The following is a 17,787-nucleotide window of genomic DNA, read 5'->3' as shown; positions in this document are numbered from 1 at the left end:
TAGACATGCGACTGGAGCAAATTTATCCTGCGGTCCGAAAGTTCGTGACACGCGTGACGAATGTTAAAGAAGAACACGGATACTGGGTTGCTTTAGAAGAAAGTTATTTTTATCCGGAAAGTGGCGGACAGCCGGCGGATCGAGGGACATTAAACGATTTGAAGGTTCGTGACGTTCAACTTAAAGCCGGTATCGTGTGGCATCAAGTTGATCAAAAAATCGAAGGTACTGTTACGGGCGTCATCGATGACGCCGTCCGGACGGATCATGCGGCACAACATACGGCGCAACACGTAATCTCAGCGATTTTGCAGGACGAGTTCAATATCAAGACATTAAGTTTTCGGACGGGCTCTGAAGAATCGACACTAGATATTGAAGCAGGTGAATGGAATGATGCCTTGCAAGCGCGTCTTGAAAAAAGATTGCGCCACGTCATTACATCGGCGTTACCGATTACGGCGAACGAGTACGACGAGGCGGCGGCACTCGCACTGCCTTTACGTAAAACACCCCAAGTGACAGGAAAGATTCGTGTCGTCCAAATCGGTGAACTGGACTATAGCGCCTGTGGAGGAACACACCTCGAATCGACAGCTGATTTAGAATTGATTATCTTGACAGGGCAGGAGCGGGTTCGGGGGAATATTCGACTGATGTACGTCGCGAAAGGGCGCGCATTTGAGTTGTTAACGAAGGAAAGACGTGCCTTGCGTGAAGCCGCTCAATTGTTATCGGCTAAAAAAGAGCAGCTGCCGCAAGCCGTCGAAGAATTAAAACAAGATGTCGTTCGCTTGAATCGGATGATTGAAACAGTTCAAGCCGCACATGTCCGTACGGAACTCAATAAACTACTGGCGTCGACGGAGGATTGGATTTTCGTAAACCATGCTGACGAGGCATTGCCATTCTCTGAAAGACTAGTCAAAGCGATTGCGGAAGCAGGACGTCTCGGACTCATTTGGAACGAATCAGCTAAAAAATTATTGATGCAAGGATCAAGTCCGGTCCACCTCGGGAAATTTGCCAAAGTCCATTTGAAGACGTTCAATGGACGTGGTGGTGGTAGCGAGCACGTCGCACAGGCGATGTTCAACACGCATGAGGATGCAGTTGCTTACATAGAACGATTGAAGGAGGAACAAGTAACATGACAGTGATTCAAGTAAAAACAGCAGAGCAGCACCAAGCAGTCCGAATGATTCGCGAACGGGTCTTCGTCGAAGAACAAGGGGTTCCTCGTAATCTTGAATATGATACCCATGACGAAACAGCGATTCACTTGCTTGTCCTTGACGAACAAAATCGCCCTGTCGCGACAGGACGGACACGTCCCTACGACGATCAACGGATGAAGGTCGAACGTGTTGCGACGCTAGCTGCGACACGTGGGAAAGGCTACGGCGGTGAGCTGATGCGAGCAATGGAACGCGTGGCGAGACGAGAGGGTCGGAGCATCTTGACGCTTGGTGCTCAAGTTCAAGCGATTCCTTTTTATCAAGGCTTAGGATACAACATCATGTCCGACGAATTTGATGATGCCGGCATCCCACACCGAACGATGGAAAAGAAAGTTTAATTGAGAAATTTTAAAGAAATCCTGTAAAAAGGGTTTCTTTTTTTGAAAGTCTATGTATATATATAATTAATAATGAATTTTTATACAGACAGATGAATTCGAAATCAGGGAGGAATTAATAATGACGAAACAAAAATTAATTTTAGCGTATTCTGGGGGACTTGATACATCGGTGGCAATCAAATGGTTGAGTAAGGATTATGATGTCGTCGCTTTATGTATGGACGTCGGCGAAGGAAAAGATTTGACTGTCATCAAAGAAAAAGCGTTGCTCGTCGGAGCCGTCGAATCGATTGTTCTTGATGTCAAAGAAGAATTCGCAAATGAATTCGTCTTACCAGCACTTCAATACGGCGCCCACTACGAAGGCGCGTATCCACTGATTTCGGCACTGTCTCGCCCGCTGATTGCTGAAAAGCTCGTCGAAGTTGCGCATCAACATGGCGCAACGGCCGTTGCACATGGTTGTACAGGAAAAGGAAATGACCAAGTCCGGTTTGAAGTTTCGGTCGCAGCACTCGATCCTTCACTGGAAGTCATCGCCCCTGTACGGGAATGGAAATGGTCACGTGAAGAGGAAATCGCTTATGCAAAAGACAACAATGTCCCGATTCCAATCAATCTCGACAGCCCATATTCAATCGATATGAACCTTTGGGGACGGAGTAACGAATGTGGTGTCCTTGAAAACCCTTGGACAGAACCGCCGCAAGATGCTTATGCACTGACGGTCGCACCGGAAGAAGCACCGGATCAAGCAGAAGAAGTCATTATCGGTTTTGAAGCGGGTGTTCCGACTTCAATCAACGGAACAGTCTACCCACTGGCGAAGTTGATTACAGAACTCAACATCATCGCCGGAGCACATGGTGTCGGACGGATTGACCACGTCGAGAACCGTCTCGTCGGAATCAAATCGCGGGAAGTGTATGAATGCCCGGGAGCAACGGTCTTGCTAAAAGCCCATGCCGCACTCGAGACCATCACATTGACGAAAGACGTCGCTCACTTCAAACCGATTTTAAGTCAACAATATGCAGAAACAATCTACAACGGTTTGTTCCACGCACCGTTAACGAAAGGTCTGAAAGCATTCTTAAAAGCGACGCAACAAGACGTCACGGGCGAAGTACGGGTCAAACTCTACAAAGGGAATGCGACGGTCACAGGACGTCAGTCACCGGTGTCACTTTATGACGAGAAGCTTGCGACGTATACGAAAGAAGATGCGTTCGATCATGAAGCAGCGAAAGGATTCATTAAATTGCACGGTCTTGCGATTGCGACACACGCAAGTGTTCATCGGCAGGAAGGCGTGACAAAATGACGAAACTTTGGGGCGGACGGTTTACAGAAGGGGCTTCCGCTCAGGCTGAAGCGTTTGGGGCATCGATTTCATTCGACCAAAAGCTTGCGGCAGTTGATTTAGAAGGAAGTCTCGCCCATGCCAATATGTTGTATCAACAAGGTATCCTAGAAGAGACGGAATGGAAAAAAATCGAAGCGGGTCTCAAGACGTTACAAGCTTCGATTGGAACACATGTCTATTCGCTTGCTGACGAAGACATCCACATGAATCTCGAACGGTTGCTGACGGAACAAATCGGACCGGTCGCAGGGAAGTTGCATACAGCGAGAAGTCGGAACGACCAGGTTGCGACGGATTTACATTTGTGGATGGAACAACATGTGCTTGATTTAATCGAAAGCCTCCGCAACTTACAGACGGTGATCACGGAACAGGCGGATGTACACATCGAAACCGTCATGCCGGGGTATACCCACTTACAGCGGGCACAACCGATTTCACTTGCACACCATCTACTCGCGTATTTTTGGATGTTTGACCGTGACGTAGATCGTCTGACAGATAATTTGAAACGGATTCGGATTTCGCCGCTCGGTGCTGGGGCACTCGCCGGGACGACATTCCCGATTGACCGTTTCAAGTCAGCGGAACTGCTCGGATTTGAGCACGTCTATCCGAACAGCCTCGATGCTGTATCGGACCGTGACTTCGTCATTGAATACCTCGGGATTGCTTCGACGGTCATGATGCACCTCTCACGATTTTGTGAAGAAATCATCATCTGGGCGTCGCAAGAATTTTCATTCATCGAATTGTCAGATGCATTTTCAACGGGTTCGAGCATGATGCCACAAAAGAAAAACCCGGACTTCGCTGAATTGATTCGCGGAAAAACAGGGCGTGTCTATGGAAACCTGATGGGGTTCCTGACGACGATGAAAGCATTACCGCTCGCTTACAATAAAGACATGCAAGAAGATAAAGAAGGTGTCTTCGATACGGCAGATACCGTTTTACAATCCGTTCAAATCTTTACGGGAATGCTCGAATCAGCAACGTTTAAGACAGAAGCGCTCAAGAAGGCGACAATGCAAGACTTCTCGAATGCGACGGAACTAGCAGATTATCTCGTCACAAAAGGTGTTCCTTTCCGGGAAGCGCATGAAATCGTCGGAAAAGCGGTCCTCCATTGTGTTCAGACGAATTGTTTCTTAAAAGATTTAACGCTTGAAACGTATCAAACGTTCCACTCCGTCATCGCGGAAGATGTTTATCCGCTCCTCGACCCGGTGCAAGCAGTGGCAAGAAGAGGAAGTTACGGCGGGACAGGTTTTGCTGCTGTTTCTGTACAACTCGATCAAGCGAAGAAAAAACTCGCGGATTAACGGAAAAATGAAAAAATTTTAGCAAATGACTGGATTTAACAAAAAATGTTTGCTATAACTGTAACTAACAACCGACAGATAGAGGCGCGGATGACATCAGTAACATCATTTATTGAAGCGAGCATGCTGAGTGATGTGAAAGGGGAAATCCGCCGAAGTGAATGAGAAAGATGCTTCTTCTCATTTGCTGGTACAACGGTTAAGATCCGTTGTACTGCCGAAACCGATGTTTCGGAGCGCTATCTTACGTAAAAGAACGAAAGACTTTGTCTTCGTTTGTCCGATCGTGATAACGACGGGCCGTAGGAACGCTCCTACCGGCCCGTCGTTTTTTTCTGTTTCGGGACAAAGGAGATAGGATTGTGACAACTGTACTTAAATTTGGTGGTAGCTCGGTCGCGACTGTCGAACAGATTCAGTCAATTGCGAATTATTTAAAAAATCGGACAGAACAAGGTGAAAAATTAGTGGTCGTCGTCTCTGCGATGGGGAAGATGACAGACTCGCTCATCGCACAAGCGCAAGCAATCACGGATCGTCCTGAACGACGTGAACTCGATCGATTGCTCGCAATCGGCGAAGAACAAACGATTTCGTTACTCAGCATCGCCTTAAATTCCGTCGGAGTAAAAGCCTTATCACAAACAGGTGCGCAGGCAGGAATCAGCACGATGGGGGTTCATACGAAAAGTAAGATTAAACAAATTGACGGGGACTTGTTACGAAAGAAACTCGAAACCTATGATGTCGTCATCGTCGCCGGATTCCAAGGTGTCAACGAGCTTGGGGATGTTACAACACTCGGTCGTGGTGGGTCAGACACAACGGCTGTCGCCTTAGCGGCCGTCCTTGATAAGCGCTGTGAAATCTATACGGATGTCGACGGTGTCTATACGGCGGATCCGCGGATTCATCAAGCGGCACAGCCGATTCCACAAATTTCATATGATGAAATGATGGAAATGAGTGCACTGGGGTCGAAGGTAATGGAGATGCGCAGCGTCGAACTCGGGAAAAAATACGGCGTGCATATCTTTGTTGGGAAAACACTTGAATCGGAAAGAGGGACTTGGATCATGGAGGCAACAGAAACGATGGAGCAAAAAGCAGTCACGAGCGTCAGTGTAACGAAAAATGTTTTGACGGTTTCAATCAAACACGTTCCACAAACCAATTCAGCAGTCGCCGACATTTTTGAATTGTTATCGAATCGCCATGTCAATATCGACATGATCAGTCAAACGACCTTTGATAGTGACGTGTTCCTCTCGTTCTCTTGTCCACTCGATGAAGAAGAGTTTCTCGAAGAGGCACTGAAAGATATCATCGATCGTTTTCCGACCGTTAAAGTCGATCGTCATAACGAGCATGCCAAGTTATCGGTCGTCGGAATCGGAATGCGTGACGCAACGGGCGTCGCATCAAAATTATTTGCGACGTTCCGTGCCGAGAACATCACGTTTTATCAAGTCACGACATCAGAAATCAGTATCTCGTATACAATCGCACAAGCAGATATCGAACGAACGGTCGCGGCGATCGCGAACGCGTTTAGCCTGTAAGGAGGAATGAACATGTACCACGTAGCAGTCATCGGTGCGACAGGCGCCGTCGGACAAAAGATGTTACAAGTCTTGAAGGAACTCGATTTTCCAGTCGGTCAACTGTCGGCGTATGCTTCAGAACGATCAGCAGGAAAAGTCGTTTCGTTTAATGGAACGGACGTGACGATTACAGCTTTATCGGAAGACATCATCCATCACGGGATCGACGTCGCATTATTCGCAGCCGGTGGAGCAATCAGTGAACAGTATGCCCCCTTGCTGGCAGAACACGGAACACTTGTCGTCGATAATTCAAGTGCTTTCCGGATGCAAGAGACGATTCCGCTCGTCGTACCAGAAGTCAATCCGGAAGCGGTCAGCAGCACCGACCGACTGATCGCTAATCCGAACTGCTCGACGATTCAATCCGTCGTTGCCCTGGCACCACTCAAACACTTAGGTTTTGAACGAATCACGTATACGACGTATCAAGCAGTCTCCGGTTCCGGTCAAAAAGGAATTGAGGACTTGGCGCGAGGCAGCCGCGGTGAAGAACCGGTCAACTATCCGCACCCGATCCATGATAATATCTTGCCGCATATCGATGTCTTCTTAGAAGACGGGTACACGAAAGAAGAGCAAAAAATGATTGACGAGACACGGAAGATTTTTAACCAACCGAACTTACCGGTCAGTGCGACGTGTGTCCGTGTTCCCGTCACAAATTCGCATTCGGTTGCAATCAACGTGACGTTTTCAAACGAGACGACGGTCGAAGCGATTCGCACAGCACTTGCTGACGCGCCAGGCGTCGTACTGGTTGATGATGTTTCGCGAAATCAGTACCCGATGCCGCTTGATGCAAGCGGGACGGACGAAGTGTACGTCGGGCGGATTCGTCAAGATCAAACGCTCGCGAACACATTCCATCTGTGGTGTGTCGCGGATAACATTCGAAAAGGCGCGGCGTCAAATGCAGTCCAGGTCGCGCGTCATGCTTTAGAAAACGGCATCCATTCTTAATCATACTAAGGAGGAATTTAACATGTTCAAAGGAGCAGGAACAGCACTAGCGACACCGTTCAATTCAGCAGGTGAACTCGACTTAGTCGTTTTTGAACAGTTGATTGAACAGCAACTTGCAGCCAATATCCAAGCGCTCGTCGTCGCCGGGACGACAGGTGAAGGATCGACGCTTTCGAGCGAAGAGTTCGAAACGTTACTTGAGACAGCAGTCCGTGTCACGGCAGGTCGTGTTCCGGTCATTGCCGGTACGGGAACGAACAATACGGCACAGACGATTGAAAAAACGAAAACGGCTCAGCGGCTCGGAGCGGATGCAGCGATGCTCGTGACACCGTATTACAATAAAACGTCACAAGCCGGTTTGATTGCTCACTTTACCGCAGTCGCGGATGCTGTCGAATTACCCATCATGTTATACAACGTACCTTCACGGACGGGTGTCGCGATTGCAGTTGAGACAGCTGTAACACTCGCGGAGCATCCGAACATTCAAGCATTCAAAGAAGCGAGCGGGGATGTCAGTTTCATGGGTGAATTGATGACGGCACTCCCCGAAGGTTTTGCAGTCTTCTGTGGCAACGACGATCAAATCCTGCCGTACATGGCATGGGGAGCACAAGGTGTCATCTCGGTCCTGTCGAACCCGTACCCGGCAGAAACACAAGCGCTTGCTGAAGCCGTGCTCGCAAACGACTTAGTGACGGCACGACGCATTCAAAGTGATTTAATGCCTGTCATCGCAGCCATCTTTAGTGACGTCAACCCGATTCCTGTTAAAGCAGCACTCGAAGAAGTCGGGTTTGCAGTCGGTGCACCACGCTTGCCGCTCGTTCGCCAATCCGAAGCCGGGCATGCACACTTACTCGAGACGATGCGTGCTTATAAAGGAGTGGTTCGATGAAGCTTGCCATTCATGGATATGGTGCGACAGGGCATCATGTCGAGGAATTGGCACCCGCTGAAGTTGTCGCCGTTATCGATCAGACGAAGTCAGCGGAGAAAATTCCTTCGTATCAAACGGTGTCCGAGCTAACAGAAGAAGTCGATGCCATCATCGATTTCTCTCACCCGAGCTTGTTGCCGGATTTACTGGCGTATGGCCTCAAAACGAAAACACCGCTCGTCATCGCGACGACCGGATTTTCGGAAGCGGAGTTACAAACGATAAAAGACGCTTCGACTGAAATTCCAATTTTTCAGTCGTACAACATGTCGTTCGGGATCGCGATGATGCAGCAATTGTTACAGGTGCTCGTACCACTCGCCAGTTCGTTCGATATCGAACTATTAGAAAAGCACCACAATCAAAAAGTCGATGCACCAAGCGGGACGGCAGAACTCTTATTGCGGACGATTCAAGAACTCCGTGACGTCCAGCCGGTCTATGAACGTGAATCGACACGGGAAAAACGCCAAGCGTCTGAGATCGGCATGCACTCGATGCGTGGTGGAACAATTTTCGGTGAACATGAAGTGTTGTTCGCCGGGGTCGATGAATTGATTGAAATCAAGCACACGGCATTATCAAAAAAAGTATTTGCTTCAGGTGCGATTAAAGCAGCCGAAGCACTCATTCAAAAATCGGCGGGACTCTACACGTTAGAGACGCTCTACTCACAGGAGGATTCACATGTTACTAACTGATGCTTACGAAATTGCGAAATTCATTAAAGATGCTAAAAAACAGACACCGGTCAAACTTTACGTCAATGGCGATTTAGCGGGCTTGACGATTGAAGGGGCGACAGCTTTCGGATCGGATGAATCAAAAATTTTCTTCGCAGATGCAGGACTTGCTGCGACTTTCTTAGAAAAGTATTCAGAACGAATCACGGACGTCCACGTCGAATACGATCGTCGGAACAGTGCTGTACCGATGCTTGACACACGTCACTTGAATGCGCGAATCGAACCGGGTTCGTGGATTCGGGATCATGTCGTCATCGGCGATAACGCCGTCATCATGATGGGTGCAATCATCAATATCGGTGCATCGATCGGAGATGGTACAATGATTGATATGAACGCCGTCGTCGGAGCACGTGGCACGATTGGGAAAAACGTTCATGTCGGCGCAGGTGCCGTGGTCGCAGGTGTCCTTGAGCCACCTTCAAAAACACCGGTCATCATCGAAGATGGTGTCTTGATCGGAGCGAACGCCGTCATCTTGGAAGGCGTCCGTGTCGGAAAAGATGCAGTCGTTGCAGCAGGCAGTGTCGTCACAGAAGACGTCCCTGCAGGTAGCGTCGTTGCTGGAACACCAGCACGCGTCATCAAACAGAAAGACGAAAAAACAGCAGAGAAGACGCAACTAGTGGATGATTTACGTTCACTCTGATTGACGTCGAAGAGGAGGAAAACACATGGCAGTGGATACACAGTATGGTGAAGCGATTTGGTTAGACGGGATTTTTCATGATCCAAAAGAAGCGAATACGAGCGTCATGTCACACGCGATTCATTACGGAAGTGGTTTTTTCGAAGGGATTCGTGCTTACGCGACGCCTGACGGTCCGGCAATTTTTCAATTGACGGAACACATCGAACGTCTCTTCCGGAGTTGCGCGTTCTATCACGTCACGATTCCATATACAGTGGAAGAACTTGTCCAGGCAACGATTGATCTCGTTGCGAAAAATGGCTTTGAGTCTTGTTACATCCGTCCATTCGTTTTCCTCGGTACACCGTGGCAAGCCTTGATGGCAAAAGATACGACGGTTCACGTCGGCATCTCATGTTGGGAACTTGGTGAATACTTCGATAAAGGTGTCGGCATTCGTGCGAAAGTCGCCTCTTACCGTCGGGTATCGTCAACGATGATGCCGATGCAAGCGAAAGCCGCTGCGAACTATATGAACTCACAACTCTTAAAAGGCGAAGCCCTTCGTGATGGATTTGACGAAGCAATCGCACTCGATATGAACGGTAATGTCAGTGAGGCAAGTGTCGCGAACTTATTCATGTTGAAAAACGGGACAATCTACACGCCGTCACTAGACTGTTCTGTCCTTGACGGCATCACGCGTCAAGTCATCATGCGCCTCGCGCAAGATCAAGGGTACCCGGTCGTCGAACGTCATATCGGGCGTGACGAGCTGTATGTCGCAGACGAGATTTTCTTAACAGGGACAGCGGCAGAAATCACGAGTGTTGGTGAAATCGACCATATTACAATCAACGGCGGAACACGGGCTGTCGCGGATGAATTACTCGAGCTTTACCGACAAACGGTCTCAGGACAACTCCCGCAATATGCAGACTGGTTGACACACGTCACACCAGCGGTAGCTGAATGAATACACGTACACGCGTAACAATCGATCGGGAAGCGGTGCGACAAAATGTCGCATCGGTCTTCGCTCGATCGCAAAAACAGATTTTCGCCGTGGTGAAGAATAATGCCTATAACTTAGGTATGCTTGAAATGGTCGGGACATTGATGGAAGCGGGCGTGCATCATTTCGCTGTCGCTGAAGTTTATGAGGCAATTGAAATTAAAACGAATTTTCCAGACAGTTATGTCTTAGCGATGAATCCAGCGACTCAGTTCGAGGCGGCTCGAGACTATGGCATCGCGCTTGGAATCCCGTCGGTAGATTGGTTGAAGCGGTATCAAGCAGACCTTTCGAACATCGAACTCCATTTAAAGGTCAATGTCGGGATGAACCGTTTTGGTGTCAGTTCACTTGAAGAAGCGCAAGCAGTCCTTGAAGTAGTGCAGGAGCAACAGCTCTGTTTGACAGGGCTATATACACATTTTCCGCTCGCAGACGAGCCGGGAGCGGACCATGATGGACAAGTCGAGCGTTTCTTAGCGATTGCGAACGTCGTCCAGACACAACATGAATTTACGTACATGCATGCTGAAAATAGTGCGACGATCGTCAAACATGACGAGCGCCTCGCCTTTTGTAACTATGTTCGTCCCGGTATCTTTTTGTTCGGTTATTCACCGATTGAAAAGATGGACTGGTTAGTCCCTACATTACGGATGACGACAGAAGTCGTTGAAATCCGTGAAGTTGGGGCGGACGAACACGTCGGATACGGTACGTCTTACACGACGGATCAACCGCTTCGTGTCGCCGTCTTACCGGTCGGTTATGGTGATGGTGTCGTCCGAGGGCGGTCCGCTTTACCTGTATTGATTCACGGGAAACCGTATTCAATCATTAGTAAATTATTCATGAGCCATACGTTCGTTGCCGTTGATTCGACAGTCGAAGTCGGGGATGAAGTCGTCTTGTACGGGGACGGAATTGAAATCGACGACATCACACGGACGGGAACGGCAAATAATTCGGAACAGATGTGTGCACGCTCATGGCGATTGGCACACCGTTATCTATAAGGAGGAACTATTTATGTACGGAAGCTCGTATTTGACGGAACAAGACAACACGCTTCAAATCGATGGTGTCGCAGCAACAGATTTAGCAGCACAATATGGAACACCCCTTTACGTGATGGCAGAGCGTGAACTGACAGACCGTTTAGCGACCGTACGAGATGGTTTCTTAACGAAATATCCGAATACGTATGCTTCCTTTGCTTCAAAAGCGTTGACGATTGGTGCCGTCTATCAGCAAGTCGTACGTCACGGACTCGGAATCGATGTCGTGACGGGGGGCGAGCTTTACATCGCGCGTCAAGCGGGCGTACCGGCAGAACGGATCTATTTCCACGGCTCGAACAAATCGACGCAGGATTTACGGTATGCCGTCGAAGAAGGCGTCGGAAAAATCGTCATCGACCATTACGGTGAGATTGCACAGCTCGAACAAATTGCAGCAGATGCTTGTCAGACGGTAAACGTATTGATTCGAATCGTCCCCCAGGTCATCGGTGGGGCACATACTAAAATTCAGACGGGCGGCGTTGATACGAAATTTGGATTCTCGACCCATGATGAATCGTATCTTGAAGCCGTTCGGGCAATCTTAGCGTCGGAACATCTTGTCCTGCTCGGTATTCATTGTCACGTTGGATCACAAATCCAAGATCTTTCGTTGTTCGAGCGGACGGCGCGGACGATGATGGGGTTTGTCGAAACGATTCGTCAAGAAACGGAATTCACGGCGAGCGAAGTCAACGTCGGCGGTGGATTCGGGATTGCGTATACGAAAGACGATGTCCCGCTTGATTTTGAACAGACGATGGAGCATGTCATGGCAATCATCGAGGAAGAGTCGACACGACTTGGAATCGAACGTCCACGGATTGGGATTGAACCAGGGCGGTGGGTTGTCGCGAATGCCGGGACGACACTCTATACGGTCGGGGCGATTAAAGAAGTCCAAGGGGTTCGGACGTATCTGTCTGTTGATGGCGGCATGGCAGACAATATCCGTCCTGCGCTGTACGGTGCAGTCTACGAAACAGTCATCGCCAATCGGGTGACAGGAACGCTGCGCGAAGTGACGGTCGTTGGTGCTGCTTGCGAATCCGGCGATTTAGTCGCAGAAAAAGCGCAATTGGCGGAACCGGCTAGCGGGGATACGCTGGCGGTCTTCGGGACGGGCGCCTATAATTTCTCGATGGCGAGCAACTACAATCAATTTTTACGTCCGGCAGTCGTCTTCGTCAATCAAGGGGAAGCGCGGGAAGTCGTCCGACGCCAAACATATGCGGATCTCGTTACGTGTGATCTCGGTCTAGAAAACGTACGATCTTAATAAACAGCAAGCCTTCCCCGTCGACCGAAACGAGGAAGGCTTGCTGTTTTAAATTTCAGGAAACAGGTTTATCTGCCGAAAGATGGTGTTTCGAAACGTTTTGAGGGAACATCAAGTCAAATTATTTGGATGGGATGACCAATACTTGTCCGATTGAAATCAAGCTGACATTCGTAATCTTATTCGCTGCTGCGAGCGAGCTGACTGTCACATTATACTTACGGGCAATCGCATAAAGCGTATCTCCACTTTTGACGGTATAAGAAGTCGTTGTTGGGGGAGGTGTCGTCGACGTACCGGGAATTTTCAACACTTGACCAACAGAAATCAAATTGAGGTTAGTGATGTTGTTTGCTGAAGCGAGTGCACTGACGGAAACGTCGTACTTACGAGCGATAGAGTAGAGTGTATCCCCGCTTTTGACGGTATAAGAAGTCGTTGAGCTTGGGGGAGGTGTCGTCGACGTACCGGGAATCGTCAAGATTTGTCCGACAGAAATCAGGTTAAAGTTGGTGATGTTATTTGCTTTAGCTAAAGCGCTGACAGAAATGTTATAGAGATTTGCGATTTTATAGAGCGTATCGCCAGACTTGACGGTATACGTTTTACTACCTGAAGTCGGGAGTTGCAGTAATTCAGAAACCGTAACGAACGTATACCCTTTAGCTTTAAGTTGCGTAATCATTGAAGGAAGGGCGATTGGGGTTCCGGATGCACCGGCACCCGTATGCATTAAGACGATCGATCCCGGAACGATGTTCGGAATGACGCGGTTCAAGATTGCGGTAGAACTGATTCCTTTCCAGTCCGTCGTATCGATGTTCCATTGAATCGTTTTCGTGTAACCTGCATTACCGACGGCTGCTAAAACAGCACTGTTGCTTGCACCAAATGGAGCCCGGAAAATTGGTTTTGTTGTCTGTCCCGTTAATGAGTTAAGCAGACTTTCCGTCCGTGTCAATTCACTTGTCATCTGACTTGCAGACAAAGTCGTAAAATCGGGGTGACTGTAGGAGTGATTTCCAATTTGATGCGTCGGTGTTGCACTCGCGATATTTTTGATCGACTGTGGGTGATTCGCGGCACCGGCACCGGTCAGGAAGAAGGTTGCTTTGACATTGTTACTTTTTAAGATACTGAGAATTTTACCGATGTTTGTACCATCCGCCCCGTCATCGAACGTCAATGCCACCGCTTTGTTCGTTGTCGAACCTTTCGTGACGAATGTTGAGCTAGCTGCTTCGACTGGTAGCTGATAACTGGACAATGGAATGAACATCAGTAACAAAACAACAAGTAACCGAAGCCATTTTTTACCCATCATGATTTCCTCCTTTTCAGTCCGCTGACACTTCCGCAAACGCTTTACTTATCATTACCCTTTTTTAACAAAAAAACAGAACAATTCCCGTTTATTTCGAGATTTAAACAAAAAACGAAAAATATTGTTTGAATTCAAAAAAAATAGGGAAAACATAATATATGGAAATAGTAAAAGGAGTGAAATATGGATGATCGAATTTAAAAATGTCGGGAAGCAATTTAAGGACAATGTTGTCTTAAAAGGCTTAACGCTAGAAATCAAAGCGGGTGAACTCGTTGTATTCATCGGTCCGAGTGGCTGTGGAAAAACAACATCGCTCAAGATGATCAACCGTTTGATTGAGCCCTCTTCAGGAACGATTTTAGTGAATGGGAAGGACATCATGAAGACGGATACGATTGAACTGAGACGCCATATGGGCTACGTCATTCAACAAACCGGTCTATTCCCACACATGACCGTTCGTGAAAATATTCAATTGATTGCCGGTCTTGAAGGAAAAGATCACGATCAAATGGATCAACGGACAGAAGAACTTCTCCAAATGGTCGGCCTCGACCCGAAACAATTCATTGACCGTTACCCAAGCGAACTCAGTGGTGGACAACAACAACGTGTCGGTTTTGCCCGTGCATTGATGAATGATCCAGATGTTATTTTAATGGACGAACCGTTTAGTGCGCTCGACCCCGTTACCCGCAACGACCTCCAAGAAGAATTATTTAATCTCCAAGAAGAAGTAAAGAAAACTATCGTATTCGTCACCCATGATATGGATGAAGCGATCAAGCTAGCCGATCGGATATGTATCATGCGTGATGGGGAAATTGTTCAATTTGATACACCCGAAGAAATTTTACGACATCCAAAAGATGAATATGTTGAATCATTCATTGGAAAAAATAAAATTTGGAGTAGTCCGGCGTTCATTAAAGCAGAAGATATCATGATTGAAGATCCCGTCTCAATCAGTGGTAAGCGGACGTTGCTGCAAGGGATAGAAATCATGCGTGGACGAAAAGTGGATAGCCTGCTGATTACAGATCGTGATCGTACATTACAGGGAATCGTTAAATTGAAAAACATCCAAACGGTTTCAGATAAGAGTCAACGAATTGAAGAAATCATGGAAGGTGAACTTGTTGCCGTCGATGAACAGGATTCACTGCTTGATGTATTAGAAGTAATGAACCATGAAGAAACAGGTTATTTACCTGTAACGAACAAAGCCGGTCAATTACGCGGCTTGATTACACGAAGTAGCTTGCTTTCCGTCTTGAGTGAGCAGTTCATTCAGGAGGAGGAAGTGCAATGAGTGGATTTTTTGACTATGTAAAAAATAACACTGATCAAATTTGGAACTTATTACTTGAACACTTACAGCTGACCGTATTTGCGGTCGTCATCGCAGTTATCTTAGGGATTCCGCTCGGTATTTTAATTACGCGTTATCAACGGTTCGCTAAACCAGTCCTCGCCTTGACGAGTGTCGTTCAGGCGGTTCCGAGTCTCGCGTTACTTGGTTTCTTGATTCCGTTCATCGGGATCGGCTCGACACCGGCGATTATCATGGTCGTCTTGTATTCATTACTCCCGATTGTCAAAAATACGTACACAGGTTTATCAAGTATTCCGGGAGATATGTTGGAAGCTGCAAAAGGGATTGGACTGACCGAACGACAAGTTTTAGGAAAGGTTCAAATTCCGCTTGCCCTACCGATCATGATGGCCGGAATTCGGATTTCTGCCGTTACAGCGGTTGGATTGATGACGATTTCTGCGTTCATCGGTGCCGGTGGACTTGGTTATCTTGTCTTCTCCGGTATTCAAACCGTTGATAACAATCAGATTTTAGCCGGTGCGATTCCAGCAGGTATTTTAGCGCTTGCGATTGACTTCATCGTCAGCCGGATTGAATATTCGGTCGCACCAAACGGAATTAAGCTGGCAGACGGACGGGTCAAAAATCGGACACGTAAACGTCGCAAAGCGATGTCGGCCGGTAAGAAAATCGCAATTGCGAGTATCGTCGTTTTATTAATTGGTGGAACGGTTGCGTATTCGTTCTTGAAGCCGGATAAAATCGTCATCGGTTCAAAGAACTTTACGGAACAATTGATTTTAGGGAACATGTTGGCTGATTTAATCGAAGATAAGACCGACTTAGAAGTTGAACGTCAATTAAACCTCGGTGGTACAAAAGTTGCCTATGGTGCGCTTGAGACTGGAGAAATTGACGCGTATGTAGACTATACGGGGACGCTTCTGATCGATGTACTCAAACAAGAAGTAGAAACGGATCCAGAAGTCGTGTATGAAAAAGTTAAAAAAATGATTCCAGCGAAAAGTCAGGTCGATGTCCTCGATCCGATTGGTTTCAATAACACGTACGCATTAGCGATGACAAAAGAAGACATCGAAAAATATGATTTGAAAACAGTCTCTGATATGGCTGCTGTCAGTAATCGTCTGATTCTTGGTTCAACAATTGAGTTTGCGAATCGTGAAGACGGATACCTTGGCTTGAAAGAGAAATATCCGGACATGAAATTCAAAGATGTCCAGCCTGTTGATGGTGGGCTTCGTTATACGGCATTGACGAATGGAAAAACGAACGTCATCGATAGTTTTTCGACAGATGGATTGTTGAAGAAATTTGATTTGACGGTCCTTGAGGATGATAAAGAATTCTTCCCACCGTATTACGCGGTTCCAATCGTTCGTCAAGAAACGTTGGATGAACATCCAGAATTAAAAGAAGTTCTCAATATGTTAAAAGATAAAATCACGGATGAGAAGATGCAAGAATTGAACTTTAAGGCTGACGTCGAAAAAGAACGACCAGAAGATGTTGCACGTGAGTTCTTGATTGAAGAAGGTATGATTAAAAAATAATAAAAAGAGAGCCGAGGCGGGAATCCGCTTCGGCTCTTTATATGCGCGCTGACGCGCTATATCGTTTTGGAAAATAAGATCATTATTTTTTGATTCGACTAGCGAGCCAAGCGCGAACGGTGTTTTGCTGAATCATACACGTTCTTCCTCTCTTGGTTGAGTTGTTCCTGAACTCAAAGATTTTTGCTCGGCATCATTAATAATACGCTGTTGGACTTCAATCGTCAACCAATCTGCTTCGTGTTCAGGTAATGTAGGAAGACCATAACTTGGATTGCTCGTCGACAAAAATAAATCAGACATCAATCGCTCTGCGAATAATGGAATCATCTCATATCCCCCTCAATCTCGATTCATGTGCTACACCTTTAGTGTACGTGCAACATGTAAACGAACGAGAGGAGAAATGTTAAAAACAGGTGAATATTGTAAGTGTTTTCACAAGGGTGTCATATCTTCAGATAAAGGTACACAATCAGCAGCGTACTGTTGTCCGCGCTTGATATATTTTTTGACAGTCCGCTCCATGATGAACCGGTCGTGATCATTGATTTCGCGAATGACTTTTGCAGGGACGCCCATGACGAGCGAATTCGGAGGGACGACCATTTTAGGTGGAACGAGGCTACCGGCAGCGACGAACGAACCGGTTCCGATTTCTGCTTCGTCTAAAATTGTGGCTGACATGCCGATTAATGCGCCTTTTCGAATGATGCCTCCGTGAATCATGGCCATATGTCCAATCGTGACATCATCTTCGATAATCGTTGAGTATTCCTCATATTGATGAATCATCGAACCATCTTGAATGTTAACCCGCTCCCCGATTGAGATGAGCCCTTCATCCCCGCGGATGACGGTGTTGAACCAGACACTTGAATCTTTCCCGATCTCGACTTCACCGATGACTTTTGCACCGTCTGCGATATATACGCTTGGATCGACCTTTGGAATTAAGTTTCCGACGCGATACTTCATGATTGCTTGTCCTCACTTTCGATTAAGAATTACCTCTTTTATCTTGAACTCCCGAAAAATAAATTGCAACTG

General features: G+C 47.3%; 17 protein-coding genes and 1 riboswitch. Of the genes, 14 read left to right on the top strand and 3 right to left on the bottom strand.

Annotated elements, in window-relative coordinates:
* The first annotated feature begins 5 nt into the window (after positions 1-5).
* The 12 genes from KNP96_RS09275 to lysA all read left to right on the top strand — a co-directional run bounded on the left by KNP96_RS09275 (position 6) and on the right by lysA (position 12,518).
* On the top strand, positions 6-1,154 hold the full coding sequence (locus KNP96_RS09275) for an alanine--tRNA ligase-related protein (protein WP_214770086.1): 1,149 nt from the start codon (positions 6-8) through the stop codon (positions 1,152-1,154).
* A complete protein-coding gene (locus tag KNP96_RS09270; protein ID WP_088836301.1) occupies positions 1,151-1,579 on the top strand; it encodes a GNAT family N-acetyltransferase in 429 nt (142 codons plus the stop codon). Before KNP96_RS09275 ends, KNP96_RS09270 begins: the two co-directional genes overlap by 4 nt.
* Before the next feature lie 121 nt (positions 1,580-1,700).
* Positions 1,701-2,906: an argininosuccinate synthase gene (locus KNP96_RS09265; RefSeq protein WP_088836302.1), complete on the top strand. Its 1,206-nt coding sequence runs from the start codon at positions 1,701-1,703 to the stop codon at positions 2,904-2,906.
* Positions 2,903-4,273 carry an argininosuccinate lyase gene (gene argH, locus KNP96_RS09260; RefSeq protein ID WP_214766737.1) on the top strand — a complete coding sequence of 457 codons (1,371 nt, stop codon included), beginning with the start codon at positions 2,903-2,905 and terminating at the stop codon, positions 4,271-4,273. The genes KNP96_RS09265 and argH overlap by 4 nt, the downstream gene beginning before the upstream one ends.
* Positions 4,274-4,344: 71 nt before the next feature.
* Positions 4,345-4,523: riboswitch (Lysine riboswitch) on the top strand.
* Between the two features lie 112 nt (positions 4,524-4,635).
* Complete coding sequence (locus tag KNP96_RS09255) at positions 4,636-5,835, top strand: aspartate kinase (RefSeq protein WP_029332620.1); 1,200 nt, start codon at positions 4,636-4,638, stop codon at positions 5,833-5,835.
* Between the two features lie 12 nt (positions 5,836-5,847).
* Entirely contained in the window at positions 5,848-6,840 is a 993-nt protein-coding gene (locus KNP96_RS09250; RefSeq protein ID WP_088836304.1) for an aspartate-semialdehyde dehydrogenase, read from the top strand.
* A gap of 22 nt (positions 6,841-6,862) precedes the next feature.
* Positions 6,863-7,744, top strand: a complete 882-nt coding sequence (gene dapA / locus KNP96_RS09245) for a 4-hydroxy-tetrahydrodipicolinate synthase (RefSeq protein WP_088836305.1) — start codon at positions 6,863-6,865, stop codon at positions 7,742-7,744.
* Positions 7,741-8,487 (top strand): 4-hydroxy-tetrahydrodipicolinate reductase, encoded by a 747-nt coding sequence (gene dapB, locus KNP96_RS09240; protein WP_214766735.1) that lies wholly within the window; start codon positions 7,741-7,743, stop codon positions 8,485-8,487. The genes dapA and dapB overlap by 4 nt, the downstream gene beginning before the upstream one ends.
* Complete coding sequence (dapD, locus tag KNP96_RS09235; RefSeq protein ID WP_214770082.1) at positions 8,474-9,181, top strand: 2,3,4,5-tetrahydropyridine-2,6-dicarboxylate N-acetyltransferase; 708 nt, start codon at positions 8,474-8,476, stop codon at positions 9,179-9,181. Before dapB ends, dapD begins: the two co-directional genes overlap by 14 nt.
* Before the next feature lie 25 nt (positions 9,182-9,206).
* Positions 9,207-10,139, top strand: a complete 933-nt coding sequence (locus KNP96_RS09230; RefSeq protein WP_029332625.1) for a branched-chain amino acid transaminase — start codon at positions 9,207-9,209, stop codon at positions 10,137-10,139.
* Positions 10,136-11,194, top strand: a complete 1,059-nt coding sequence (gene alr, locus KNP96_RS09225) for an alanine racemase (protein WP_088836308.1) — start codon at positions 10,136-10,138, stop codon at positions 11,192-11,194. Before KNP96_RS09230 ends, alr begins: the two co-directional genes overlap by 4 nt.
* Before the next feature lie 13 nt (positions 11,195-11,207).
* Entirely contained in the window at positions 11,208-12,518 is a 1,311-nt protein-coding gene (lysA, locus tag KNP96_RS09220; RefSeq protein ID WP_088836309.1) for a diaminopimelate decarboxylase, read from the top strand.
* Between the two features lie 121 nt (positions 12,519-12,639).
* Here the strand turns inward: lysA and KNP96_RS09215 are convergent, their stop codons facing one another.
* Positions 12,640-13,839: a LysM peptidoglycan-binding domain-containing protein gene (locus tag KNP96_RS09215; protein ID WP_214770079.1), complete on the bottom strand. Its 1,200-nt coding sequence runs from the start codon at positions 13,837-13,839 to the stop codon at positions 12,640-12,642.
* A 190-nt stretch (positions 13,840-14,029) separates the two neighbouring features.
* Between KNP96_RS09215 and KNP96_RS09210 the strand changes: the two genes are divergently transcribed.
* Together KNP96_RS09210 and KNP96_RS09205 are read left to right on the top strand one after the other, a co-directional pair.
* Positions 14,030-15,157, top strand: coding sequence for an ABC transporter ATP-binding protein (locus KNP96_RS09210; RefSeq protein ID WP_088836311.1), 1,128 nt, complete (start codon positions 14,030-14,032; stop codon positions 15,155-15,157).
* The gene (locus tag KNP96_RS09205; RefSeq protein WP_088836312.1) at positions 15,154-16,737 is read left to right on the top strand and encodes an ABC transporter permease/substrate-binding protein; all 1,584 of its coding nucleotides are present in this window, start codon (positions 15,154-15,156) and stop codon (positions 16,735-16,737) included. The genes KNP96_RS09210 and KNP96_RS09205 overlap by 4 nt, the downstream gene beginning before the upstream one ends.
* 132 nt (positions 16,738-16,869) lie before the next feature.
* On the opposite strand, the gene KNP96_RS09200 is transcribed toward KNP96_RS09205, so the two are convergent.
* Both KNP96_RS09200 and KNP96_RS09195 read right to left on the bottom strand, forming a co-directional pair.
* On the bottom strand, positions 16,870-17,067 hold the full coding sequence (locus tag KNP96_RS09200) for a hypothetical protein (RefSeq protein WP_214766729.1): 198 nt from the start codon (positions 17,065-17,067) through the stop codon (positions 16,870-16,872).
* 108 nt (positions 17,068-17,175) lie between these two features.
* On the bottom strand, positions 17,176-17,715 hold the full coding sequence (locus tag KNP96_RS09195) for a gamma carbonic anhydrase family protein (RefSeq protein ID WP_214766727.1): 540 nt from the start codon (positions 17,713-17,715) through the stop codon (positions 17,176-17,178).
* Between the last annotated feature and the right edge of the window lie 72 nt (positions 17,716-17,787).

The sequence above is a fragment of the Exiguobacterium sp. s133 genome, from assembly GCF_018618595.1.
Classification (GTDB): domain Bacteria; phylum Bacillota; class Bacilli; order Exiguobacteriales; family Exiguobacteriaceae; genus Exiguobacterium_A; species Exiguobacterium_A oxidotolerans.
The sequence above is the reverse complement of the archived record's forward strand: the minus strand, read 5'-3'. Positions and strand labels throughout refer to the sequence as shown.